The organism is Lysinibacillus sp. FW301-JW8 (genome assembly GCF_058788755.1).
Genome location: NZ_JBYTBB010000009.1, coordinates 76,834 through 102,581 on the forward strand (window position 1 = coordinate 76,834; position 25,748 = coordinate 102,581).

Annotated in this window: 26 protein-coding genes and 1 pseudogene; 19 read left to right on the forward strand and 8 right to left on the reverse strand. The window is 34.2% G+C overall.

The features are described from left to right. Positions 1-15: 15 nt before the first annotated feature. Both AC3WOM_RS05950 and AC3WOM_RS05955 read right to left on the reverse strand, forming a co-directional pair. On the reverse strand, positions 16-1,587 hold the full coding sequence (locus AC3WOM_RS05950) for a hypothetical protein (RefSeq protein ID WP_492445597.1): 1,572 nt from the start codon (positions 1,585-1,587) through the stop codon (positions 16-18). Beyond that, a pseudogene (locus AC3WOM_RS05955) lies at positions 1,580-2,134 on the reverse strand (sigma-70 family RNA polymerase sigma factor). Before AC3WOM_RS05955 ends, AC3WOM_RS05950 begins: the two are co-directional and overlap by 8 nt. Positions 2,135-2,328: 194 nt before the next feature. Between AC3WOM_RS05955 and AC3WOM_RS05960 the strand changes: the two are divergent. The 3 genes from AC3WOM_RS05960 to AC3WOM_RS05970 all read left to right on the forward strand — a co-directional run bounded on the left by AC3WOM_RS05960 (position 2,329) and on the right by AC3WOM_RS05970 (position 3,850). Beyond that, complete coding sequence (locus AC3WOM_RS05960) at positions 2,329-2,823, forward strand: RNA polymerase sigma factor (protein ID WP_427549772.1); 495 nt, start codon at positions 2,329-2,331, stop codon at positions 2,821-2,823. After that, a complete protein-coding gene (locus tag AC3WOM_RS05965; RefSeq protein WP_492445599.1) occupies positions 2,810-3,475 on the forward strand; it encodes a zf-HC2 domain-containing protein in 666 nt (221 codons plus the stop codon). The genes AC3WOM_RS05960 and AC3WOM_RS05965 overlap by 14 nt, the downstream gene beginning before the upstream one ends. A gap of 96 nt (positions 3,476-3,571) precedes the next feature. Then, on the forward strand, positions 3,572-3,850 hold the full coding sequence (locus tag AC3WOM_RS05970; protein ID WP_427549766.1) for a hypothetical protein: 279 nt from the start codon (positions 3,572-3,574) through the stop codon (positions 3,848-3,850). A gap of 74 nt (positions 3,851-3,924) precedes the next feature. Here AC3WOM_RS05970 and AC3WOM_RS05975 read toward each other — a convergent pair whose 3' ends face one another. Beyond that, positions 3,925-4,416 carry a hypothetical protein gene (locus AC3WOM_RS05975; protein WP_427549764.1) on the reverse strand — a complete coding sequence of 164 codons (492 nt, stop codon included), beginning with the start codon at positions 4,414-4,416 and terminating at the stop codon, positions 3,925-3,927. Between the two features lie 158 nt (positions 4,417-4,574). Between AC3WOM_RS05975 and AC3WOM_RS05980 the strand changes: the two genes are divergently transcribed. From AC3WOM_RS05980 to AC3WOM_RS05990, 3 genes are all read left to right on the forward strand, one after another. After that, on the forward strand, positions 4,575-4,733 hold the full coding sequence (locus tag AC3WOM_RS05980) for a hypothetical protein (RefSeq protein ID WP_492445602.1): 159 nt from the start codon (positions 4,575-4,577) through the stop codon (positions 4,731-4,733). 443 nt (positions 4,734-5,176) lie between these two features. After that, on the forward strand, positions 5,177-6,658 hold the full coding sequence (locus tag AC3WOM_RS05985) for a malate:quinone oxidoreductase (protein WP_427549760.1): 1,482 nt from the start codon (positions 5,177-5,179) through the stop codon (positions 6,656-6,658). 366 nt (positions 6,659-7,024) lie between these two features. Continuing rightward, positions 7,025-8,104: an ankyrin repeat domain-containing protein gene (locus AC3WOM_RS05990; RefSeq protein ID WP_492445604.1), complete on the forward strand. Its 1,080-nt coding sequence runs from the start codon at positions 7,025-7,027 to the stop codon at positions 8,102-8,104. 64 nt (positions 8,105-8,168) lie between these two features. On the opposite strand, the gene AC3WOM_RS05995 is transcribed toward AC3WOM_RS05990, so the two are convergent. Both AC3WOM_RS05995 and AC3WOM_RS06000 read right to left on the reverse strand, forming a co-directional pair. Beyond that, positions 8,169-8,450, reverse strand: a complete 282-nt coding sequence (locus tag AC3WOM_RS05995; RefSeq protein ID WP_492445606.1) for a hypothetical protein — start codon at positions 8,448-8,450, stop codon at positions 8,169-8,171. Next, complete coding sequence (locus AC3WOM_RS06000) at positions 8,447-9,106, reverse strand: hypothetical protein (RefSeq protein ID WP_492445608.1); 660 nt, start codon at positions 9,104-9,106, stop codon at positions 8,447-8,449. Before AC3WOM_RS06000 ends, AC3WOM_RS05995 begins: the two co-directional genes overlap by 4 nt. Positions 9,107-9,430: 324 nt before the next feature. On the opposite strand from AC3WOM_RS06000, the gene AC3WOM_RS06005 reads away from it, so the two are divergent. The 6 genes from AC3WOM_RS06005 to AC3WOM_RS06030 all read left to right on the forward strand — a co-directional run bounded on the left by AC3WOM_RS06005 (position 9,431) and on the right by AC3WOM_RS06030 (position 14,453). Further along, positions 9,431-9,889 (forward strand): VOC family protein, encoded by a 459-nt coding sequence (locus AC3WOM_RS06005; RefSeq protein WP_427548295.1) that lies wholly within the window; start codon positions 9,431-9,433, stop codon positions 9,887-9,889. Positions 9,890-9,919: 30 nt separating this feature from the next. Then, positions 9,920-10,672: an SDR family NAD(P)-dependent oxidoreductase gene (locus tag AC3WOM_RS06010; RefSeq protein ID WP_427548297.1), complete on the forward strand. Its 753-nt coding sequence runs from the start codon at positions 9,920-9,922 to the stop codon at positions 10,670-10,672. 44 nt (positions 10,673-10,716) lie between these two features. After that, positions 10,717-11,475, forward strand: a complete 759-nt coding sequence (locus AC3WOM_RS06015) for an SDR family NAD(P)-dependent oxidoreductase (protein ID WP_427548298.1) — start codon at positions 10,717-10,719, stop codon at positions 11,473-11,475. Between the two features lie 70 nt (positions 11,476-11,545). Beyond that, a complete protein-coding gene (locus AC3WOM_RS06020) occupies positions 11,546-12,595 on the forward strand; it encodes a TRAP transporter substrate-binding protein (RefSeq protein WP_427548300.1) in 1,050 nt (349 codons plus the stop codon). Positions 12,596-12,678: 83 nt separating this feature from the next. Next, the gene (locus AC3WOM_RS06025; RefSeq protein WP_492445610.1) at positions 12,679-13,161 is read left to right on the forward strand and encodes a TRAP transporter small permease; all 483 of its coding nucleotides are present in this window, start codon (positions 12,679-12,681) and stop codon (positions 13,159-13,161) included. Beyond that, positions 13,161-14,453, forward strand: coding sequence for a TRAP transporter large permease (locus tag AC3WOM_RS06030; RefSeq protein ID WP_427548304.1), 1,293 nt, complete (start codon positions 13,161-13,163; stop codon positions 14,451-14,453). The genes AC3WOM_RS06025 and AC3WOM_RS06030 overlap by 1 nt, the downstream gene beginning before the upstream one ends. Before the next feature lie 57 nt (positions 14,454-14,510). Here AC3WOM_RS06030 and AC3WOM_RS06035 read toward each other — a convergent pair whose 3' ends face one another. Continuing rightward, the gene (locus AC3WOM_RS06035; protein WP_427548306.1) at positions 14,511-16,169 is read right to left on the reverse strand and encodes a sigma-54 interaction domain-containing protein; all 1,659 of its coding nucleotides are present in this window, start codon (positions 16,167-16,169) and stop codon (positions 14,511-14,513) included. A 167-nt stretch (positions 16,170-16,336) separates the two neighbouring features. Here AC3WOM_RS06035 and AC3WOM_RS06040 point away from each other — a divergent pair, with 167 nt between their 5' ends. The 7 genes from AC3WOM_RS06040 to aroE are packed head-to-tail and all read left to right on the forward strand — an operon-like array spanning position 16,337 to position 24,018. Continuing rightward, positions 16,337-17,326, forward strand: a complete 990-nt coding sequence (locus AC3WOM_RS06040) for a thiamine pyrophosphate-dependent dehydrogenase E1 component subunit alpha (RefSeq protein WP_427548308.1) — start codon at positions 16,337-16,339, stop codon at positions 17,324-17,326. Between the two features lie 18 nt (positions 17,327-17,344). Further along, positions 17,345-18,325, forward strand: a complete 981-nt coding sequence (locus AC3WOM_RS06045; protein WP_492445613.1) for an alpha-ketoacid dehydrogenase subunit beta — start codon at positions 17,345-17,347, stop codon at positions 18,323-18,325. 12 nt (positions 18,326-18,337) lie between these two features. Next, positions 18,338-19,624 (forward strand): dihydrolipoamide acetyltransferase family protein, encoded by a 1,287-nt coding sequence (locus AC3WOM_RS06050; protein ID WP_427548312.1) that lies wholly within the window; start codon positions 18,338-18,340, stop codon positions 19,622-19,624. A gap of 15 nt (positions 19,625-19,639) precedes the next feature. Then, positions 19,640-21,019 carry a dihydrolipoyl dehydrogenase gene (gene lpdA / locus AC3WOM_RS06055; RefSeq protein WP_492445616.1) on the forward strand — a complete coding sequence of 460 codons (1,380 nt, stop codon included), beginning with the start codon at positions 19,640-19,642 and terminating at the stop codon, positions 21,017-21,019. A gap of 1 nt (position 21,020) precedes the next feature. Next, entirely contained in the window at positions 21,021-21,773 is a 753-nt protein-coding gene (locus tag AC3WOM_RS06060; RefSeq protein ID WP_427548316.1) for an SDR family NAD(P)-dependent oxidoreductase, read from the forward strand. After that, a complete protein-coding gene (locus tag AC3WOM_RS06065) occupies positions 21,770-23,188 on the forward strand; it encodes an aldehyde dehydrogenase family protein (protein WP_492445618.1) in 1,419 nt (472 codons plus the stop codon). Before AC3WOM_RS06060 ends, AC3WOM_RS06065 begins: the two co-directional genes overlap by 4 nt. Before the next feature lie 11 nt (positions 23,189-23,199). Further along, positions 23,200-24,018: a shikimate dehydrogenase gene (gene aroE, locus AC3WOM_RS06070; protein WP_492445620.1), complete on the forward strand. Its 819-nt coding sequence runs from the start codon at positions 23,200-23,202 to the stop codon at positions 24,016-24,018. Between the two features lie 82 nt (positions 24,019-24,100). Here aroE and rpoN read toward each other — a convergent pair whose 3' ends face one another. Together rpoN and AC3WOM_RS06080 are read right to left on the reverse strand one after the other, a co-directional pair. Next, positions 24,101-25,360: an RNA polymerase factor sigma-54 gene (gene rpoN, locus AC3WOM_RS06075; RefSeq protein WP_427548322.1), complete on the reverse strand. Its 1,260-nt coding sequence runs from the start codon at positions 25,358-25,360 to the stop codon at positions 24,101-24,103. A gap of 178 nt (positions 25,361-25,538) precedes the next feature. After that, the coding region (locus AC3WOM_RS06080) for a hypothetical protein (RefSeq protein ID WP_492445622.1) at positions 25,539-25,748 on the reverse strand (210 nt) is incomplete at its 5' end.

Consider the following 25,748-nt stretch of genomic DNA (forward strand, 5'->3'; position numbering starts at 1 on the left):
ATGAGGAAAAAAATATTATTGCTTTGTGAGGTCATTGCTAGGCTTAAAGGATTTTAATAAATCCTTTGTCTCTTGAAGAGAGATGTCTTGGCTAACAACCTCATATTTATAATCATCTTTCATGCCTATAAAATGAGCACCTATAGAATCTGTTAGTTCATAACCTGACCACTCAATGCCGTTTAAAGTAAACTTTTCACGTTGTTCGCCCTTTTCTTTATTAAAATCACTTAAAGTACGAACTATGGAATCTTTATGATAGGCACGTACATACATTACCTGAGTTTCATTTTCGAAAATATAAGTAAGATAAGCTTGTTTATAATCTTTATATTTTTCATAGCCAGCTGAGAATAATGTAAGCTTGGAATGAGTGAATTCATATAGGAATGGTATATCCTTCCGAAGTAAATCTAATACATCTTCGGTATCTTCCTTAATGGCGTCTGCATAGTCTACAACTTCGATATCCACTTCCCTTGGGTCAATATTTACTCTTTTCCGAGTATTTAAAGGTGGGTGATAGCCATCTAAGTTTGGCACAAATGTCTGCGGGTCAATCGGTATATTTACATCCAAACGTTCAGGATGAAGATAACTAGTAAGTTTACCATCCTTATCATACGTTTCATATTTCATTAGGATGCCAGTATCTTTGTCTACCCAAAAGCGAAAAGTATCAGTCGTTCCTTTCATCTTCATTCTCGCTACTACTTGCTCATCTATTTTTCCGTATAAAACAATAGTATTATGGTCTAACAATTCTTCATTTTGTTTTTCAATCTCCCATTGCTCCATATTTCTTAAATAACTAGAGGTTTGTTCATAGGGGAACAAAGATAAGCCTGAAGCGGCAATTTGAGGTCGTTCCCTAAATATGGAGTTTTCTTTATATATATCTTTCAACTTAATACTAAATGCTTCTTCTGGGGTAACCACTTTACGCCTTGGTTCTGGTTGATAATCTTGTTCTTGAAATGTTTTATTTAAACTCTCTTTAGACCAGAGCTTTTCATTATTATAAATATATTCTTGAATACTTTCCTCAAACCCCATAACCTTCTCATCAAATAGAGATGTAACTTTCTCGTACCCACCAATTTCATTTTTTATACTTAATTTATACTCAGTAATAGAAGTACTATCAGAGTCATCGTAGAATAGTGAGTACTCTTTAAACTTTCCAGCTGCAGTGTGAAAATAATCCACCGTATTTAAAAGCCTTGCAACAACATCTTCCTTTGTCATCTCTTCATAAGATTCTTTTTGTTCAGGTGGTGTATAGAGGTGCGGATTGATTTTAGGTTCTTGAGAAAAAGTCTCGATGTTTTTGTCTAAACCTGTGATTTTTTCTCCACTTGATAGAATATCCAACTCGTTTATAATGAAATAGCTTGTTCCTAAGAAAAACAGTAAGGTTATTACGGTAGGTAACAAATATTTTAGCTTGTGTTTTACATGAAACGACTTCTTGTTTCTTTTGTGTATAGTCTGACGAACATTTTCCTTATTCTTCTCATTAAAGTTGATGTCTTTTAATACAGTTTCATTCATAGTCTGTATAATTTTTTTTAATACATCATCCATTAATTTTGCCCCCTTCAAGTGACTTTTTTAACAAAAGGCGAGCTCTATGTAGCCTGGATTTAATCGTTTGTAACCTTAAATTTAACAAAGTTGATATTTGGTTATATGACATTTCTTCATAATAATATAAAATAATAACCTCTCTATATTTCACTGGTAAAGAAAGAATTTTTTCAGCAATTAGTTGTTTATGCTCTAGTCCAACTAATTCCATTTCAGGTGATTTATTAGTGCTTTTTATTTTTGAAAAAAATTCTGTAAGTATTATATGTCTAAAAGACTAACTTCTTAATTTGTCTTTACATAAGTTCACTGTAATACGATATAACCATGTTTTATAGGAAGATTCATTTCGAAAGCTGTCTAGGTTCTCGTAACACTTTATAAAAACCTCTTGGGCAATATCCTCTGATAATTGCTTTTGCTTCAAGTAGGTAAAAGCTAAACGAGCAACTTGATCTCCGTATTCCTTCATTAACCATTCAAGCCTCTCCTCTCTACTTAAATTGCTTTCAATTTCTACTGACTTTCTTTCTTGTTCAAGCATTCTCCACACCCTTTCAAATATTAGACGGAGTAGGTACATTTTGGTTGTAAAAATATGTTCTATTAATTACATGTTCAAGGGACAAGATTCTCAAAACAGGCTTTTTCTGTTATAGAGTATGGAATTTATTTGTATAAAGATTTTTGTAACATTATTAAATATCGGAAGTTATTTAAGTGAGGAGGTGAAAAGACATGGACTTTGATGAAATCTATCACAAATATTTTCAGGATGTTTATTTATATCTGAAATCATTGAGTCATAACGATGTTATAGCTGAAGAAATTACCCAGGAAACTTTTTTTAAAGCGTTAAAGAACATTGAAAGTTTTGATGGTTCTAAGGATATTCGAGCATGGCTCTTTATAATTGCTAAAAATACATACTTCTCTTATTACAAAAAGAGGAAAAAGCAAATTGATTCTAATTTAAATGAGACAACAGAAACAGGCGTCCATATTGTGAAGCATTTAATGAATGAAGAGGATGCATTTGCAGTTCATCAGTTTCTACATTCAATGAAGGAACCATACAAGGAAGTCTTTTCACTACGAACCTTTGGGGAGCTCTCTTTTGAGAAAATAGGGAGGCTTTTTGGAAAAAGCGCAGGATGGGCTAGGGTAACCTTTTACAGGGCTAGAAAGCAAATATTAGAGTATATGGAGGCGATCAATCATGACGGAGATTAAGTGCACAATTATTCAAGATATTTTACCTCTTTATGTTGATGAGGTAGTTAGTCAGGATACCAAAGAAATGGTTGAGAAGCATATCAAGCATTGTAAAAAATGTCAGCTCGAGTACCAGCAAATGAAGCATGAAATGTATATTCCTGAAGAGAATAAAGTGAATCTCTTTAAAAGGATTAATAAGAAATGGCGAAAGAAAAAAATAATCGTTTCAGGTATCTCTGCTTTCATCACAGCTTTAATTTTATTAGGTGTATTTGAATATGTCTTTCATTATGAAACGGTAATTCCATATTCAGAGGATACGATGAAAATTGAAAATAACGAAGATAAAACACTATTTGCCCATTACTATGGTAAAAGCTATGCAAGTGTTAGCGTCACACATCCTATGCTTCTTGAAATAGATGGCGAGAAAAAGAATATAAGCTTTATTTATTATAATAAAACAATTGCAGATTCGCCTACTCGGCAGCTTATTAATAATGGAAAAGCACGCAATGAGCAGGATTTTATTTTTGAATTTCCTGAAGCTGAAGAAATTGACGCTGTATACTATGCGGAATATGACTTTGAAAAAATAGCAGCTAATAAGGAAACTTGGAAAAATATTTTAAAAGATGCTGTTCTAATTTGGGAAAAAAAGCAATAATGCTCTTACAAATCATTTTCCTGCATATTTTCTGTCCATTTTAAAAATACTAGGTCTAGGTAACTTATTGAATGGTCAAGAAAGGGAGAGGTAAAATTGGCAAAGCACTCTGATATAAGCTGGAAACAGGATCATCCTAGCACTTTATTTAGTAATTCTGTCCAAAAGGCAGAACGTTTGTTAAAGCATGCAAAATCACACCCTGAGGAAATAGCGATCGAACATGCATTTGATCAAATAGACCATGCAGAAAATGCGTATATGAATGCACATCAATATGGTGAGCATTTGGATACTGTCCAGCAAAATAAAGAGTACCTAGAGCAAATCAAACAGCAACTACATGACATGAAAGATAATGTAAAAAAGCAGTAGAGCATTTGAACCTTCATCGTCGGGCAGATTAAAAATGGCTTAAGCTCTAGACTTAAGCCATTTTCTGTTCGAAATCAGCACCAAATAATTATCTCATGGGGTGTGGTTTGAGCCGGAATACTTCTTGTTGTAGCACCATAGAGGACAATTAGGTTTCGATTAGCGGGATTTCTAGAAAAAGGCTGCCCGTTTTTAAGCAAGATAACCGTAGATGGAGAGAGATTTAATTGTAGTTGACCATCACTGCTCATCAGATGGTTATCAAAAAAGTCAACCTTTACATTTTGGTAATTACTTTCCTTTACAACAATAAGAGCTCGATATTGTGGCGGGTATATCATAGGTACAGGAGCGTCCCCATCATAGTAGCCCGTAACCCAATCACCTGGTCTAACTATTTCCTGATTAACAAAGTAAGTAGAGGGAGAAACGACAAAATTTACAACGCCCCCAGCACCATCTTCTACAGTTAAAAGTTTATAGCAGCCCTCAACATCCCTATTTTGCCCTACAGGAAAATCATTTATTTGTGTTACAATTCCACGGAAAGATTTAAAATTTACCATAACCATTCCTTTCGAATTAACAATTGTATTAGCTTATGTAAAAATCTCTATATAGATGACAAGGAATAAAATTGCTCTTCCATTAGTAAAAATCTATTTATCTATATAAGCTTGTCCTTTATTATAGGAAAAGAATGTTTTTATCGAGGGGGGAGCTTATGAAGTGGATTTCTAAAAATAAAAAAAAACCAATTTTATTATTTAGCATTATTATAATTGTCATCGCTGGTTTACTCGATCTCAAATACGAGGGATTATTTTTCCGTATACTACCTGAATCAATACAACAAAAATTATCTACTTTCTTTAACAAGTAAAAATAGACATAAAATAAAAATAATGCTAGTAAATTTTGAGAAAATTCGGTATATTTAGATGTGGAGTGGGGCTAGTACAAAAACAAGACTGGTTCCATATTTTTATGTTATTATATAGATATAATAATCAACTTCACTTATTTATATGAAAGCGCTAACCATTTTTAGGCCAAGTAATCCAAAATGCATGAATTTCTAAGGATACTTTTAATTATGTATTTGTTCGTTTTTTTCTTGAATTATGAATGAAATGGCTCGAAATATGCCGTTAAATCTCATATAAATAGTTGATATTTTAATCTTCAAGTAATTGTGATAAACTGCAATAAGGTAATAATTGATACAGAAAAGGTGTGCTCCTAGGTCGCTCCATGGCTTGCTTTGACATCTAAGCGGAGTGCTTACATCCTTTCTGCAAATCTTAATATATAAGGAAGGTAAAAATGAGTAACAGACAAATTAAATCAGATGTTATCTTAATTGGTGCCGGAATCATGAGTGCGACTTTGGGAACACTGCTCAAAGAATTAGCACCAGATTGGAAAATTACAGTGTTTGAGAAGCTCGATAAAGCCGGTGAAGAAAGTTCTCAAGAATTGAACAATGCGGGAACTGGGCATGCTGCACTATGTGAGCTTAACTACACTTCCGAGAAAAAAGACGGATCAATCGATATCAGCAAAGCGATTAACGTTAATGAGCAGTTCCAAGTTTCAAGACAGTTTTGGTCTTATCTAGTAAACAATAAATTGATCAATAACCCACAAGACTTCATTATGCCTTTACCACATATGAGCTTAGTACAAGGGAAAGACAATGTTGAGTTCCTAAAAAAACGTCATGAAACAATGACGAAAAATCCTTTATTCCAAGGCATGGAATTTTCTGATGACCCAGAAAAACTAAAGGAATGGATTCCTCTTATTATGCAAGACCGTTCTGCAGATGAAGCTATTGCTGCAACAAAAATTGACACTGGTACAGACGTTAACTTTGGTGCTTTAACACGCATGTTATTTGATCACTTAAAAACAAAAGATGTAGATATTAACTACAACCACAGTGTTGAAAGTCTAAAACAAGCAAGCGATGGAACTTGGGAAGTGCGTGTACATGATTTAGATGGATGCAAAATGGAATATCATTCAGCAAAATTTGTCTTCCTTGGAGCTGGTGGAGGAAGCCTTGAATTACTACAAAAATCAGGTATTCCTGAAGGGAAGCATATTGGTGGATTCCCTATCAGTGGACTATTCTTAGCATGTAAAAATCAAGAAGTTGCTGACCAGCACCATGCAAAAGTGTACGGAAAAGCAAAAGTTGGCGCTCCGCCAATGTCAGTTCCTCATCTTGATACACGTTATATTGATAACAAAAAATCATTATTATTTGGACCATTCGCAGGGTTCTCACCTAAGTTCTTAAAAACAGGTTCAAATATGGATTTATTTGCTTCTGTAAAACCGCATAATATCACAACTTTATTAGCGGCAGGCGTTAAAGAGATGGGATTAACAAAGTATTTAATCCAACAGCTTATGCTTTCAAAAGAGCAGCGCATGGATGAGTTACGTGATTTCATCCCAAATGCGAAGAGCGATGATTGGGATATCATTGTTGCTGGACAACGTGTACAAGTAATTAAGGACACAGAAGCTGGTGGAAAAGGTACGCTTCAATTTGGTACGGAAGTTGTAAGCGCTTCTGATGGATCAATTGCAGCTTTACTTGGAGCTTCACCAGGTGCTTCTACGGCTGTTCACGTTATGCTTGAGGTAATCAATAAATGTTTCCCTCAACAAATCAAAGAATGGGAGCCAAAAATTAAAGAAATGATCCCATCTTATGGCTTATCATTAGCACAAAATCCAGAGCTTCTTAAAGAGATTAATGAAACAACTGATAAAGCACTTGCTTTAAAATAAATACTTGGAGACAGCAGATGTAAAGCAACATTTGGACAACCGTTTCCACAGCATAGAATCTTCAATCTAATTAGGGATTGGGGATTCTATTTTTTATAGAAAAAAGCTGTAGTATAATCGATTATTTCTATTATATTAGAATGTACTGTAAATAATGACAAATTTACAAATATTTAATACAAAAGTTGAATGAGCAACATTATTTCGGAGAATTATTCAACATTTAGGGTGCTAATTAAAGATGGAAAATACCTTAATACTTATATAATCTTTCATTAACTTGCCAGCTGATGCTATAAATCTTATGTACCGTTGTTTTCGCTAAAGTTGTTATCTATACTTTTCATAAAGAAAGGAATGGGGTAAATGATTAATCTAAAAAATATCGGTAAATTTCACGATCTTCCAGAAATAGCAATGCATATTTACAACGGAAATGTTCCCGCTTTACTGCTTACTATTGAAGAGGGCTGGAATATTGAAGAGGACATGATATTGAGTCAGAATATCTCGTTAAGTCCATTAGATTTGTCGCTAAGATTACAGAGACTGGATGTTATAAAGTTGCTAGTAGAGCATGGTGTAAATTTGAACGTTAAAAATAATCCAGCCTTTTTGGTAGCTGTTCGTTATTGTAAAGAAGATGTAGTACGTTATATTGTAAAGCATGGAGCGAAGCTGGACATGCTGAATCAGGTCAATTCTGGTGCCTATTCACAGGCCTACTATGGTAATAAAAATAATATTTCACTCATTCATGAGCTAGGTCTGGATATAAGACAGTACGGTGGTCCAGTATTGCGTCAGGCTGTGTCGAATCATGATATGAGGACAATTACATATTTACTCGATCAAGGGGTGGACATTAATTATAATAAACCGGATATGGTTTATCCTTATCAAGCAACTCCATTAACAGTGGCAACAAGTATGGGGAATCTAACAATGGTGAAATACTTGGTTGAACGAGGCGCAAACGTTACTTTAGCTGAAAAGGATGGCGAGCGTCCATATACGATTGCGATTGGCAATAAAAATACTATTTTAGCTGACTATTTGAAAGCATTGGAGCCAGCTCAGCTTCATGATTTGGAGAACAAAAAATATGAGTTAAAAAAATATAAATTGAGTAATGAACTGATTAGCTTCCTTACAGGAGAAAAGCTACAACTTGAGCTAGATAGCAATGACTATGACATCGGATATATCGACTTTTTCACACTGACAGACACCATTGAAATGAAGATTGACCGTCAAAAGCTACTGCGTATATCAGCACATGTAGATAATTATTCTGATTTACAAATAGTATGGAATCCAAAGAAAAAAGGACAAATTGGCTGCTATGATGTGGAGCATCAGAAGTATGCTAATTTATGCAGCTTTAAAGAATTTCTTGCAAAGCCTGAAACATATCTCATCAATTTCCTTGAAGGAGAGCTGTAGATTTGTCACTCTGTTTGTGAGAAGCCCATCTTTTATTATCAAATAAAAGATGGGCTTCTTTATTTTAAAATTTAAGCTTCGATAAACAGAATTGGATAGAGCGTTTGACATACATTGAACAAAAGAAAAGCAGTAGAGCTACGAGAAGGGCTAGAGGAATACTAAAAGCGACTGGAAGGTCAACGCCACTCCATAGGCTCATCTTAATTTGTTCAAGACCAAATGTTCGTAAAATGCCAGCTAATATTGACAATAATGCACTTAAAATCAAGCCTGCATAGAGGATTACTAATACAAAGAGGGCTAATGAGCAAAAAAAGCTTTGAATGATTTTTATAAATGTCACTCTTTTTCCCTCCGTATAATTTGTTGTACTTTTGAATTCGGAGCAATTGAATAACTTTCCGTATAATAAAGTGTTTTTATTCTGCAATTATTCCCTACGTTTACAACTTCCCCATCCACTATTTCTGCGTGCGTATACGACAAACGTACATTTTTCCCTTTTACATAATTACAATTTAATTTTTTCTTTAATAATGGAAGAATGGAAATCCTATCCTTATCTACCCAAATATCATCAGCACTCAGATCTTTAATCTCACTTTCACCAGACAATTTTAAAGCGAAACTTTTAGCATTTATTTTTGCTGCTTTCACAATACCAATTACATCTACAGATTCGGCCTCTAAACTTTGTTCAATGGTTAACTTTCCAGTGCTATTTAATTTTATTACTTTTCCATTGTTCAGCTTAAAGCTACCAGCACTCGTAATTTCATTAATTTCACAATAATCTTTTAATCTGCATGATCCTGTACTGTTGAAAATTTGCGCTACTACACGGGAATGAAAAGAACTATGACCATGTGCAGAGATCTTTTTTAGCCGTATTTCTTGATGTAAAGCAACAGCTCCTCGAATATTTAATTGCTCACAGTCTGTAGCTAAATCTTTAATATTGCCATTTGTAAGGGTTACAGTGCGTAGTTTTTGAATCAAAAATATTCACCTCATTTTATTTTAATTATTTTATATTTTAATAATTGAAATATATATTAATTAAAATATATATAGCTTCATTTTGTCAAGAACTAATAATTTGCCTAAATATGCGCTAAATGAGTCCTCATATATTTTCTAGGAAATAAAAGTTAGGAAGCCTTAAAATGAAATGATGTTAAAAATCATCAAGTGATGATTTTTTGCAAATATTTTTATGGGTCATCTGGTGTTATTAATCTAAATGTGCTAGCTATTCATCACGGTTTAAAATTGGCACGGTTTTTGCATGATATAAAAGTGAAGCAGAAAGGGGGGATAAATGTGAAGGGGAAAGTCACAGGTTTTATCCATAGTGGAATAACGGTAAAGGATTTAGAGATTTCTTTAGATTTTTATGTAAATAAGTTAGGTTTGGAATTAATCTCGAGACAAATTTCAAGTAATGAATATATTTCAGACATAGTTGAACTTGTCAATTTACAAGAGGTCAAAATTGCATTTATTAGAATTCCAGGAGGGAATGAAATAGAGTTACTTGAGTATGTTGGCATGGAAAGATATCCAGGAAATGTTCGTCCATGTGATTATGGATCAGGACATATTTGTCTAAAGGTTGAAGGAATAGAAGAAATGTACGAGCGTCTAAAATTGTCTGGAGTTCAATTTAGATCTAAAAAAATTGTAGAAATTACATTAGGTGCAAATAAGGGATCAAAAGCTATTTATATGTATGATCCAGATGGATATATTATTGAGCTGATGGAAAAGAGTACTAATTAATGAAAGCGAATTCAGTAAAGGGTGGAGTCTATGCAAAGTTTACAAGGTAAAAAAGCAATACTTACAGGTGGCGTTCAAGGTCTTGGGTTAGCAATGGTAAAAGGGCTTTGTGAATATGGTGTAGAGGTTTGCATTATTGATTACTCCAATGATGTAGAGAAAATTGCTAAAGATATGCAGAATGAAGGATTTTCTGTATACGGGGTACGAGCAGATTTGTCGAATTTAGAGAAAATTCCAGAAGTATTCCATGTAGCAGTCCAACTATTAGGCGGGGAATTAGATATTCTTGTAAATAATGCAGGAATCCATAAACCAATGCCTGCAATTGATTTACAAATTGAGGACTTCCAAAAAATCATTGATGTTAATGTCACTGCAATATTCGAATTAAGTAGACTGGCATATCATGAAATGTTGAAAAAGGGCGCTGGGAAAATAGTCAATATTGCATCTGTATTAGCTGTACAGGGCGGTTATAATGCATCTGCCTATTCTGCAAGTAAAGGAGCGGTTGCCCAACTGACAAAATCTTTATCCAATGAATGGGCTAAAAAGGGTATTAATGTAAATGCAATTGCTCCTGGGTATTATAATACAGCATTAAATCAATTTATTCTTGAAGATGAATCAAGATATCAATCACTAATTAGCCGTATACCTGCTGAACGGTTTGGCGAGCCGAATGAATTAGCAGGTGCTTTACAATTTTTATGCTCAGATAAATCAAACTATATCAATGGCATCCTCTTACCGGTAGACGGTGGATTTTTAGGAAGATAAAAATTGGGTGTTTAAACAATAATCCCAAGAAAGTGAGCAATTATATGGAGTTGAATCTAGCTAGAAAAAATGTATTGATTATTGGTGGTTCAAAGGGCATTGGACTGGAAATAGCTAAGAGGTTTATAGAAGAAAATGCGTGTGTTTCAATTGTTGGCCGTTCTATAGAGCATTTGAATGAAGCCAAACTGCAGTTAAAAAATGTTACAACCTATCAATCCGATATTACGAATAATTATGAGCGTGAAGGTCTAATCGAAAAATACATATTAGATCATGATCATATCGATATATTGATAAATAATGCAGGGGGAAGTAATGGCTCTAGTATATTAGAAACTCCCATGGAGAATTTCTATGAAGCATTTGAATTAAATTATTTTTCGATCGTACATCTTAGCAAGTTGGTTCTGAAACATATGAAAAAACAAGGAAGAGGCAATATTATTAACATTTCTTCTATTTATGGTAGGGAAAGTGGAGGCAAGGCAACCTACAATAATTCAAAGGCAGCATTAATTAGTTTCACGAAAGCATTAGCAAGCGAAGTCGTTAAATACGGTATAAGAGTTAATAGCATTGCACCTGGTAGTGTTTATCATGAAAGTGGCGTTTGGGGAAGGCTAACAAGAGAAAATCCTTATAAAATTGAAGAGTTTGTAAAAAATGATATTCCAGCAGGCCGTTTTGGTAAACCAGAAGAAATTGCAGATGTAGTCGTTTATTTGTCGTCTGAAAAAGCTTCTTGGATTGTTGGTGCAACCATTAATGTAGACGGTGGACAATCTAAAATGAATTTTTAATTCTGTAAAAATAAACAATTATTATCAAAATAATTGAATTGATTTTGTAAAAAAATAGGAGGATTATACTATGAAAAATAAAAATGTACTAAAAAAATTAATGTTATCAATAATGGCGTTGTCGTTAATATTTTTAGCAGCGTGTTCAAGCAACAGTGGAAAAGAATCAGCATCAAATGGTAAAGCAACTACGATAAAAATGGCCAACCAAGTTGATGCAAATAACTTTTTAAATTTAGGATATGAGAATTTTAAGGATACCATTGAAGAGAAAAGCAACGGTGATGTAAACGTTGAAATTTATAATGGCGGTACATTAACAACTTCTGATGAAACAACAGCGGAATTATTGCAAAACGGTACAATTCAACTGTCAACAACATCGGCATACGGTATTGCGAATTCAATTGGTGCAAATGCTTTTAATATTTTCGATGTACCATTTTTATTTGATAGCCGTGAACAATTTTACACTTTCCTAGAGGGAGAATATGGTGACCTATTAAAGAAAGAAGTTGCCGATAAATCAAATATGTATCTGCTTGGATTCATTGATTTAGGTTACTATAGCATTTTAAATGGTAAAACATCTGTTAAGGAACCCGAAGATCTAAAAGGTTTGAAGATTAGAAGCTCATCTGCAAATTTACATTTAAGTACCTTGAAGTCAATGAAAGCAAACCCAACACCAATGGCTTATAGTGAAGTGTTTACAGGGTTACAGCAAGGTACAATCGATGGTGTATCTACAACAACACCTTTAATTTACGGAGATCGCTTTTATGAAGTAAATAACCATTTTACAGCGACAAATCACATTTTATTATTACATGGTGTGCTAGTAAATAAGGATTTCTATGATGGTTTAAGTGAAGATATGAAAAAAACGTTAGATGAATCTGTAGCTTCCTATACAAAATACGCAATAGACCTTGTAACGAAAGCTGAAAAAGATGCCATCGAAGGCTTAAAAGATAAAGGTGTGGATGTAGTCGAATTATCTGAGGAAGAGAGAGAGAAATTTAAAGAAGCAACATCAAATGTTGCCAAAGACAACATGGATGCAATTGGTCAAGAAAATTATGAATTAGCTATTAAATTACTAGAGGAATTGAAATAATTTCCTGAGAAATAAAATTCAACATATCGCCCTTGTAATGAAACATATTGAAATTACAAGGGCACAAAAGGAGGGGACAAGCAATGGAGAAGCCTATGAAGAAATCAATTGAAGCTTATGCTAGCTTTGCAATTCTATTAATTATGACACTAGTCATGTTTGCCGCTGTGGTTTCAAGATATGTTTTTAACTCCTCAATTGTTTGGGCAGAAGAACTATCAAGATATTTGTTTGTTTGGTTTGTTTTTATTAGTGCAAGCTATGCTGTCATTACGAAAGCACATATTAGAGTAGAAGCATTGAATATGATTATCCCCAAAAAAATTCGACCATATGTCAACTTGATAGGTAGTTTTATATGGATGCTGTTCAGTTTATATATTTCGTATCTAGGCTTTCATTATGCAATTAATTTATACAAACAAAACGCAACTTCAGCAGCACTTAATTTGCCAATGGGGGTAGTCTATTTAGGGATTCCAATTGGGTATTTTTTAATGGCTATAAGAATTTTTGTAGTGGAGATATTAGATATTCTTGTAAAGAGAAAAGAGGGTGAGAAATAATGTTAGGAGCCATTGGAATTCTCACAATTGTATTTATTCTATGTCTATTAATAAATATCCCAATTGCAATTGCTTTAGCTATTTCTGCGTTAACTGTTGTTCTAATTGAAGGAACAATACCTATTTCATTTCTTATTCAAGCGACATTTACATCGAATGATTCGTTCTCATTATTAGCTGTACCATTTTTCATCTTAGCGGGTGAATTAATGAGTACAGGGGGGATTTCTAGAAGACTTATTGATTTCTTCAAATCAATGGTGGGTTCATGGACAGGAAGCTTAGGTTTAATTACAATACTTGCAAGTTTGATTTTTGCAGCAATCTCTGGATCAGGTGCAGCAACGGTTGCTAGTATCGGCGGAATTATGATACCACACATGATTAACAGTGGTTATAAGAAACCATACGCCGCAGCATTAACAGCAAGTGCAGGTGCCCTCGGTCCTATCATACCACCAAGTATTGTCTTTATTTTCTACGGGATCATGGCAGGGGTATCAATAAGTGACTTATTTATCGCTGGTATTGTTCCGGGTTTATTAATTGCAGTGATATTAATTATCATTAACTATATTGTATGTAAAAAAGAAGGCTATGTGGACCAACAACCAGAGGAAGAAAAAATAGGTTTTTGGCGATCATTAAATGAAGCAAAGTTCGGATTATTAGCCCCTATTATTATTTTAGGTGGGATCTATGGTGGTATTGTAACGCCTACCGAAGCAGCGGTAGTAGCTGTTGTTTATAGCTTAATCGTAAGTATATTCATTTATAAAGAATTACGATTCAGTGATTTAATGGATGTATTTTTAAAGGCTGCCGTTACATCTGGTTCTGTCATGATTTTCGTTGGTACCGCAACGTTCTTCGGTAAAATTTTAACATTAGAGCAAGTACCACAATATATAGCTAATGGCATTTCAGATTTTACAACAAATCCGATTATCGTTCTAGTGTTAATTAACCTTTTCTTATTAGTTGTAGGAATGTTTATTGAAACTGTTGCAGCATTATTAATATTTGTACCATTACTATTACCAATCGTTATACCTTTAGGAGTAGATCCATTACATTTTGGAATGATCGTATGCTTTAACCTGACGTTAGGCTTATTAACACCACCATTAGGATTAAATCTGTTTATTGGGGCAAAAGTGGCAAATATACGTTTTGAAGAAACCTTTAAACATTTAACGCCTATTTTAGTCGCGTTGCTAATATTACTGGGGGTCATTACATTTGTGCCTCAATTAACGTTATTTTTACCACAGTTATTATCTAGTAAATAAAATATTAAAGTTAAATATAAATGACCTCCACTGTTTAAAAGCAGGAGGTCATTTTTTTTATGAATGGTTCTCTACTTTATATTTTTGTAGTTTTCTTACAAGTGTGGATTGATCTATTTTTAATGCAAGTGCTGCTTTTCTTATACTAGGATAAATTTTAATTGCTTCTCGAATAATACTTTCCTCAAAAGATTCAACCTGATCCTTTAACGGTAAATGATGGGTAATTAATGTATTACTATTTGATACTTGAATGTTATCGCTATTTAAGTTTAATTCCCGTTGTAAATCATCCATCGTAATTTCTGAATGTTGACTCATTAAAACAACTCGTTCTACGATGTTCTGTAACTCTCTGACATTCCCTGGCCATTTATAATTGACAAATGTTTCAAGCACTTCAGATGAAAAAGAACGGTTTAATCCATATTTAATATTTAAATTATTCGTAAAATGATAAATAAGAGGAATGATATCCTCTACTCTTTGCTCAAGTGGTGGAATTTTTATTGGGATAATATTAAGTCGATAGTATAAATCCTCTCTAAATTTCGTCTCTTCAATCATATCCGATAAATTCCTGTTTGTTGCAGCAATTACGCGGACATCTACCTGAATGGGCGTTGTACCGCCAATGCGCACAACTTCCCGTTCTTGAAGTATTCGTAATAGTTTTACTTGAAGTTGTAGTGGCATTTCTCCAATTTCATCTAAAAAAATTGTCCCATTATTAGCGGCCTCAAATAATCCAGCCTTACCTTTTTTTGTGGCACCAGTAAAAGAACCTGATTCATATCCGAATAATTCCGATTCAAGAAGAGATTCGGGGATTGCACCACAATTAATTTTAATCAATGGTCCGTCCTTGCGAATACTATTTCGATGTATTAAATCTACTATTTTTTCTTTACCTACACCAGATGGTCCTTGAATTAATACGCCTGAATCAATTTGTGCAACTCTTAGAGCCCGGTCAATAACATCTTTCATTTGTGTAGAATGTGCAATAATTGAATATTTCGGGTCACTAATCCCTTTTAATTGTTGTAATTCTTCATGGATTCTTTGATTTTTAATTTCTAATTGTTGAATTTCTGTCTCTAAATTATTTAGCTGGGTTAAGTCACGAACATTATTCACAATTTTGATGATTTCGCCTTGCTTGTTTCTGATTGGAACGGCTGAAACTAAAACGCTTTTCCCTGTTTTAATCTTCTGACTTATTGTAATAGCACGATTCCCCTTGATAGCCTTCAATGATGCAGAAACATCAATAATTCCTTTGTCAACTAATGATTGTAGGTTTTTTCCTATACAAAATTCAGTTGAAAGCTCTGTAATTCTTTCATAAGCAGGATTCTGATACATAATCTTTCCTTTGGCATCAGAAATAACAATACCGTCGAATGATGAATTAATAACTTCATCAAGTTCTTTTTTTAAATTATCCAATTTATCAATTTCCTGATTTAAGCTAACGGATTCTGTTAGAGGTAATAAAAAAATTGTAAGCTTAGAAAAATCCTCAACATTGTTTAAAACATTTATCTCCAAGTTAGAATTCAACATACAAAAATACTTATAACCATTAGAAACTTGTTTTTTTATATCATCAAAAAACTTTTCATAAGTCTTGGCAGATTCATTACATACTAGAACATCTCTATTTTGATCCCACTCTATAACCCCAAGTATTTTTAATTGATTGTAAAACATTCATACTCCCCCTTAAGTAGACATGATGTAATAATTCATCACTTGGGCACAATTATACATCATTTTTTCTCTAGTTCGATGAGAAAATACTGGATTTTTGCATCGATAAAAGTTGGCATGCTTTTTGCATTAATAATTAGTGTAAATATTTTTAGGAGGTTCTAAATATGTCAAATGAATTATTATTTCAGGAATTAGGCTTAGACAAACAGGATTTAAAGAAAATGTTGTATGACATGATTCTCATCAGAAAGTTCGAAGAGACACTGAAACAACTATATCAACAAGGAAAAATTCATGGAACTATGCATCTATGTATTGGTCAAGAAGCCACAGCAGTAGGTGCTTGTTTCCCACTGAATAATGAAGATAAGATTACGAGCACACATCGCGGTCATGGACACAGTATTGCTAAAGGAACAGATGTTAAAAAGATGGTTGCAGAGCTACTTGGAAAGGTAACAGGCCATTGTAAGGGTAAAGGTGGTTCAATGCACATCGCTGATATGACAGTTGGGAATCTTGGTGCGAATGGTATTGTTGCAGCTGGTCTCCCGCTAGGTGTCGGCGCTGCTTTAACATCTAAAATGAAGGAATTAGGCTATGTAGTACTGTGCTTCTTCGGAGATGGTGCAACAAATGAAGGGGCGTTCCACGAATCTCTGAATCTTGCTTCAATTTGGAAGCTTCCTATAATTTTCTTCTGTGAAAATAATTTATATGGAATGTCAGGTTCTATTAAGGAAATGACAAATATAGAGTCCATTGCTGTCAGAGGATCGAGCTACGGAATTCCAAGCGAAACTATTAACGGTAATAACATTTTAGAGGTCATTAAAGCGACACAAGATGCAGTTGAACGTGCGAAACAGGGTAATGGTCCTACTTTAATTGAGGCAGAAACTTATCGATGGGAAGGGCATTCAAGAAGTGATGCTCGAAAATATAGAACGCGCGAAGAGGAGAAAGAGTGGAAGAAAGCAAAGGATCCAATCGAAGCCTTTAAGGAAGTTTTAATTTCAAATAATGTCATAAATGAAAACGAATTCATAGAGTTAAACGAAAAAGCTCAAAACCAAATGAAAGAAGCAGTTGAATACGCTGAAAATAGTGATGATCCAAGTTTAGATACTTTAATGACAGATATTTACGCCTAGGGAAAAGGAGAAATCAAGATGAGAGAAATTAGTTATTCAGAAGCTGTTAAAGAAGCAATGACTCAAGTGATGCGTGAAGATAATGATGTATTTATTATGGGTGAGGATATCGGGGTGTATGGCGGAGCTTTTGGTGTCACAAGTGGAATGATTGATGAATTTGGTCCTGAACGAATTCGTATTACTCCTATTTCAGAAGCAGCAATTAGCGGATGTGCTGTCGGCTCAGCAATGACAGGAATGCGCCCGATTTTAGAAATTCAATTTTCGGATTTTGTTGTAATTGCTATGGATAATATTGTAAACCAAGCGGCGAAAATGCGTTATATGTTTGGAGGAAAAGCAAAAGTTCCAATGGTAGTTAGATTACCAGCTGGCTCCGGTGCAGGATTTGCAGCACAACATTCACAGAGCTTAGAAGCTTGGATGACACATATACCAGGCTTAAAAGTTGTACAGCCTTCTAATGCATACGATGCTAAGGGCTTACTAAAAGCTGCAATAAAAGATGACAATCCGGTTTTATTCTATGAGCATAAGATGCTTTATAACGTAAAAGGAAATGTTCCTGAAGAGTCTTATGAAATTCCTCTTGGCGTGGCAGATATTAAACGAGAGGGGAAGGACATTACTATTATTGCCACAGGTATGATGGTAAATCATGCGGTAGAGGCTGCACAACAGCTAGAACAAGAGGGAATTGATGTGGAGGTAATTGACCCACGGACACTTGTTCCGTTAGATGAAAAAGCGATTTTGGAATCTGTAAAGAAAACTGGAAGAGTACTAGTCGTTTATGAGGCAGTGAAAAGAGGCGGATTTGGTACAGAAATTGTTAGTTTAATCGCAGAGAGTGATGCTTTTGATTACTTAGATGCACCGATTTTACGATTAGGTGGAGTAGAGGCACCAATACCGTACAACCCAAAACTTGAAAAAGCGGCAATTCCTCAAGTATCAGATATTTATCAAAAATGTTTAGAATTAATGAATAAATAGAGGTGAACTAAAATGGCAAGAGAAGTGGTAATGCCCAAATTAGGAGCAACGATGGAAGAGGGCATCATTGTTAGTTGGCTAGTAAATGATGGTGAATTTATCGAGGAAGGCGATCCCATTGCTGAAATTCAAACAGATAAAATTGTTCTAGAAGTAGAAGCTGAATCTTCAGGACATCTATTAAAAAAATTATATGATGCAGGTAGCACAGTAAAAGTACATGAAGTTATTGCCTATATGGGTGAAGAAAATGAGGCTATAGAACAAACTAAAAACTTCTCAGAATCTAAAGATAATAAATTGGAAGAAGTCAATGAGCAAGAAAAAGTGCGAAAAACACCTGCTGCCAACAAGATTGCAAAAGACAATGGGGTTGACCTTTCTCTTGTATCTGGAACAGGTCCGAATAGTCGCGTACAAAAACAGGATGTCGAAAATTACTTACAACAAGATATATCTAAAATCACGCCATTGGCACAAAAGATGGTTCAGGATCTAAAGATAGATGATAAAGATTTAATTGGCTCAGGACAGCACGGTAAAATAACGAAAAAGGATGTCTTGTCTGCTGTTACTAAGACAACATCAGCACAAGAGAGAGAATCTACACTGCTGACAAAAGTACCGTTAAAAGGCATGAGAAAAGTAATTGCAGAGCGAATGAGCGAAAGCTATTACACTGCACCGCATGTAACATTGACAACAGAAATCAATATGACGGAATGTGTAATTCTGCGTAAACAATTACTACCTGTCATTGAGAAAGAAACAGGATATCGATTATCCTTTAACGATTTAATTGTTAAAGCAGTTGCACATACATTATCTAAAAACAAAGCATTAAATATTTCATTACAGAATAACGAAATTCATTTTTATGAAGAGGTCAATATTGGATTTGCTGTTTCCCTAGATGAAGGTTTAGTAGTACCGGTAATTGAAAATACAGATCAAATAGGCTTAGCGGAGATTGTAAAAAGAAGTAAGGAAATAGTTTCAAACATAAAGAATGGAAAATTAAGTCCAGAGTATTTTGAAAATGGTACTTTTACGATTAGTAATCTAGGTATGTATGCTGTTGATTCATTTACACCAATTATTAATCAGCCACAGTCAGCAATTTTAGGTGTAGGAAGAATTGTAGAAAAGCCAATTGTAAAAAATGATGAGGTAGTTATAAATTCAATGATGCAATTATCACTATCGTTTGATCATCGGGTAATTGACGGAGCGCCGGCTGCTCAGTTTATGACGGACTTGAAAGAAAATCTAGAACATCCATTTAGAATGCTTGTATAAATCGAGGTGAGAATAATGACAACATTTGATGTAATCATAATTGGTGGAGGTCCCGGGGGATATGTTGCTGCATTGAGGGGGGCTAGTGAGGGACTAAGGGTTGCGCTTATAGAGGTTGGGCAGCTTGGTGGAACTTGCCTGAATCAAGGCTGTATCCCATCAAAAACCTATCTAAAAAATGCAGAAATACTAGAAGAAATTGAGCAAGGAAAGCAACGTGGGATTTTAGTAAAAGGCGTAGAATTTTCGATGGAGGGTATGGTTTCCTACAAAAATTCTGTCCTTAATAATTTAAGAATGGGTATCCAATCTTTATTAAAGGCTAGAAAAATAGAAGTATTTAATGGATTAGGATTAATAAAAAACTCTCAAGAGGTTGAAGTCATTTCAAATAATGAAAAGACTACTCTTTCAACAAAAAATATTATTATTGCAACAGGAAGCCGTCCACTTATTCCGAAAGTAGAAGGCTTAGAGAATGTGCAATATCATACAACAGATACAATTTTTGATCTTAAAACATTACCGAAATCTATGACGATTGTTGGTGGTGGGGTAATAGGCGTAGAGCTAGCAGATGTATTTAGCAGTTTAGGATCGAAAGTGACTATTATTGAATATAGCAACAGAATTATTGCTATGGAGGATGAGGAAGCCTCAAAAGCTTTACACAAAAAGCTTCACGATAAAGGAATTACTATTTTAACAGAACATCTCTTAACAAGTGTAAGTGAAGAAAATGGATTAAAGATGCTAGTGGTTGAGAAGAAATCAGGAGAGAAAGATGTCATTTCTTCAGAAGAGCTACTTATCGCAGTAGGGCGAACACCTAACGATTCTGCGACCAAGCAATTAGATCTAGCATATAATGGAGCATTTATTAAAGTTAACGACTATTTACAAACAAATATTTCAAATATTTATGCGGTCGGAGATGTAATAGGCGGATACCAGCTTGCTCACGTTGCAAGTGCAGAAGGGTTAACGGTCATTGAGAATATTTTAGGCAATCAAAAGAAAATGGATTATTCTATCGTGCCACGATGCATTTATACAAATTTACAAATTGCAAGTATTGGTCAATCAGAAAATGACTTAAAAAGTAAAGGTATTGATTACACAGTTACTAAATATAATCTTTTTGGAAATGGAAAAGCTCAGACGCTAGGAAAAAAAGATGGCTTTGTCAAAGTATTCACAGATTCTAAATATGGTGAAATTTTTGGTATGTGTATGGTAGGTCCATATGTAACAGAATTAATTGGACAGGGATCAGCATATATGAGTCTTGAAGGTACCGTGTATGAAATGGCTGAGATGATTCAACCACACCCATCACTGTCTGAAATATTTATGGAAGTAGCTAATTTAAGTATTGGTAAAGGGGTTCATTAACATGACAGACATCACTGAACTTTTTAATCTAAAAGGAAAAAAAATAATTGTAACCGGTGGGGCTCAAGGAATTGGCCACGAATTTGTTAAGGCCTTTAAGCAGGCTGGAGCTGAAATTGTCGTTCTAGATATTTCTGATAAAGTAGCGTCACTTAACTCTTTAAATGTTGGCTATATTAAGTGTGACTTAATGGAAGTCGAGAAAATAAAACTATATTTTAAACAAGCTTTAGAGCTATTAGATGGAAAAGTAGATGTTCTTATCAACTGCGCAGGCATTATTAAACGTAGTCCAGCGGTGGATGTACCATTAGATACATGGCAAAAAATATTTAACTTAAATGTCCTATCTTTATTTGAATTAAGTCGATTAGCTGCAGTCGAAATGAAGAAATTTGGACAAGGTAAAATTATTAATCTAAGCTCAATTGTATCCATTGTTGGGGCGTACAATTCTTCACCTTATTCAGCAAGTAAGGGAGCAGTACTACAATTAACAAAATCATTATCTAATGAATGGGCTCAATATGGGATTCAAGTAAATGCCATTGCCCCAGGGTATATTTTGACAGATATGAATTCCGATATTTTACAGGATTCAGTACGTAAAAAAGAATTTGAGGATCGGATTCCATCTAAAAAATGGGGTGATCCTCAAGATATTGTAGGAACAGCTATGTTTTTGGCTACCAAAGCATCTGATTATGTTACAGGTATTTTAATCCCAGTCGATGGAGGTGTTTTATCACGATGAGAAAAAATTTATATATTGATGGACAATGGAGAGAAAGTGAAATATATAGCGAATTAAAGTCACCTTATTCACAACAAACGATTGCACATATCGCCCAGGCTTCAACTGAGCAGGTGGAAGAGGCAATCGATGCAGCGCAGGAAGCATTTAAAGTAATGAGAAATCTAACAGCGTATGAGCGCTCAAATATATTAGAACAGTTAGTAAATCTATTAATTGCTAATAAAGATAAAGCCGCTGAGATTATTTCATTAGAATCTGCGAAGCCTTTGAAATTTGCCATAGGCGAAGTAGAACGAACAATAGAAACTTATAAATTCGCGGCAGAAGAGGCAAAACGAATTTACGGTGAAGTTCTACCAATCAATGCTGCCAAAAATGGCGTGAATAAAATCGGATTAACAATTCGTGAACCATTAGGAGTGGTGGCAGCTATTACGCCTTTTAATTTCCCGATGAATTTAGTCGCACATAAATTAGGTCCAGCAATTGCAGCAGGTAATACAGTTGTTCTAAAACCAGCTTCCCAAACACCGTTATCATCCATATTTTTAGCGGAATTATTAAGTCAAACAGATTTACCTAAAGGCGCATTTAATTTGATAACTGGGAGTGGAAGAACAGTTGGAGATGTATTGGTAGAAAGTGAAAAAGTAAAGATGGTTACGTTTACGGGAAGTCCAGGTGTTGGATTAGGTATAAAACAACGTGCTGGACTGAAGAAAGTCTCCCTAGAACTAGGATCGAATGCAGGATTAATCATCGATCAACATACGGATATTGATGTAATAACTGATAAATGTGTGGTTGGGGCATTTTCAAATCAAGGACAAATTTGCATTTCATTACAACGCATTTATGTGCATGAAAGTGTAGCAGAAGAATTTTTGCAAAAGTTTAAAGAAAAGGCTGAGAAATTGATATTGGGCGATCCGCTGAATATAACAACAGATATTTCGACGCTGATTAGTTTAGAGGACAATAATCGAGCACTAAGCTGGATTGATGAGGCAATAGCAGACGGAGCAAAATTAATTAGTGGGGGCCAAGTAGAAGCAAATATTTTAAAACCTACTATTTTAGCTGAAGTACCTTCGACATCAAAAGTATCATGCCAAGAAGTCTTTGCGCCAATCGTGACAGTAAATAAAATTAGTGCCGTTCAACAAGCTATTGATGCAATAAATGATTCCAGGTTTGGATTACAAGCTGGTATTTTTACAAATGATATTCAAAACGCTTCAAAAGCCATGCATCTATTAGAAGTAGGTGGAGTAGTTATCAATGACATTCCAACATTTAGGGTAGACCATATGCCGTATGGAGGTGTGAAAGAAAGTGGTAACTGTCGCGAGGGTGTAAAATATGCTATAGAAGAAATGACAGAGTTAAAGCTAGTTATTTGGAATCAATAACAATAGAGAGGGTGATACTTATTCAAGTCTATGGTATTTTGGGAAACCCCTTAGAGCACTCGCTTTCGCCTTTATTGCAAAATGAAACCTATAAAGAGAATAATATTCAAGCCTCGTTTCAAAAATTTGAAGTGGAGGATGATGGATTAAACAATATAATGATGCAATTAAGATCCAGTCGTGAAGGGGGATTAATTATCACAATTCCCTATAAGGAGAAAGTGCTGTCATATATTGATGAATTAGATATTACTGCTAAAAATACAGGTGTTGTGAACATTATCCAAGCAGTGAACGGTAAGCTTATTGGATATAATTTTGATGGTCAAGCGTGGTTAGCAGGACTTTTACAAGAGTTTAACCTATCAAATTTGAATGGAATGAAAATTCTTTTGATAGGATTTGGAGGAGTAGCTAAATCTATCTACTTTGAGCTCCTGCAATTTGAAGATGTTGAAATTGATATAACAAACCGAACTGTAGATAAGGTGAAGAATATGATAGATAGGCCGAATGTTAGGGTCTTATCCTATGAAGAAGCTGAACAGCAAACACTTAAATATGATGTTATCATTCAAACTACCCCTATAGGTATGTGGCCACATACAGATGCGATGCCTTTAAATATTGTACAGCTAAAAGAAAATGCAATTGTTTCGGATGTCATTTATAATCCCCAATATACAGCATTTCTTAAGCAAGCTAATAATTTAGGGGCCCGTATACAAAATGGTATGACTATGCTAGTTATGCAAAATCACAAGGCAATAAAAATGTGGTTCCAGAAAGATATAGATTACAAGAAGATGGAAAATTTAACGAAAAAATAATGATCATCATTAAAAAAATTCCCCTTTAAATATATCAAAAGGTGAAGAAGAGCTTAACGGTTCTCTTCACCTTTTATTGCGTCTACAATTCTTTTCGTTTAGAGGATGAGGGGATATTTAATTCATCTCGGTATTTAGCGATAGTTCTTCTAGATAACTCAACTTCTTCTTGGCTGCAAATGAGCTCTAGTATTTTGTTGTCGGATAAAGGTTTTTTCTTATTTTCATTTTTTACAAGTTCAAGAATTTGTGTTTTTATTTTTTCCTTAGAAATATCTTCCCCAGAATGAGTCGTGACCTTAGATGAAAATAAATTCTTCATTAAGAAAGTTCCCCAAGGTGCCTGAATATATTTGTTCATCGTTGCTCTACTAACAGTAGATTCATGACGATCAATAGCTACTGAAATATCTTTAAGAGTCATTGGTTTTATAAAATGAAGTCCATTTTTTAGGGCTTCCAATTGTTCTCGTATTAAGTACTCCATTATAGCGATCATTGTCTCTCTTCGTTGTTCAAGAGATTGAGATAACCAGTTGAAATCCTTTTCCCATTTATTCATTTGTTTTTGTTCTTCTGCGGATAAGTACATCGACTCTATTTTTGTCATAGAAATAGAAGGCGAGAACCAGTTACTTAAAGCGTAAGTAATGAAATCATCTTTAATGTCAATTATTATATCAGGACGAATAACTTCAGAAATACTAGAATAATCGGGTTTAAAAGGCTTTGGGTTTAATGATTTTATAATATTTATAGTATATTTCAGTTCTTCTTCATCTATCTGTAAACATTTTTTTATATCATTCCATTTACGATCCGCTAATTTTTCTAAGTGATGTTGGATAATTTCTTTAGCAAATAATTCATCAGGATAGAAAGCTTCTAGTTGTAACAGTAAACAATGCTTTAAATTTGTAGCTCCCACGCCTACATAATCTAAATTTTTCAGAAGCTGTAGAGCGTGATTATATTGTGACTGCGAAAATAACTGAGTCGCATTTGGTAAATAACCAAATTCATTTAAATTCAGAATAAGTTGTTGAAGAAGCTGATAGTCTTCAGATGAATGATAAGTTAAACGAATTTCACTTAAAAGGTGATCTACATTTGATATCCTGTACTCCGCATTGTTTTCGGGTAGATTCGTATATTTGCTTGTATGATAACCTTCCTTAAAGTGATAGCTATCTTTCACTTCAATTAAGGGATTTGAAAGTGATTGTTCTATAAGAAATGTTTCGAGCTCATCTGAAGGCATTTGTAATAGCTCTATTGCTTGTCTCAATTGTTTTGTCATAGCTAGTTTTAAATCTAATTTTTGATTCACTTCTAAACGCATTGAACTCACCTCTTACATACCATTATAATATTTATCTTAAATTAAATCAGAATATTTCTAATGGTATTTATATTAAGAAAGGTATAAATAATAATAATTTTTAGTAGTTTATATGATATAAATACGTTGTGCAAGTGAATAATGAACCAATGAGATAATGTGAAATTCATGAATTACCTTAGATATATTCTGGGAAATAAAAAAAGGACTTCATTTTTATGAAATCCTCATGTTGTTGAAATACTATTATGTCAATGAAATCAAGGTGACAAATAAAAAAATATAGCCCTTTTTCAAAACGAGGGGTTGATCTTCGTTCCGACTGAGTGCTTTCCTGGGGGCGTCCGATGAGCCGCTTCACTCGCGTTCGCTCCAGGGTCTCATCTGT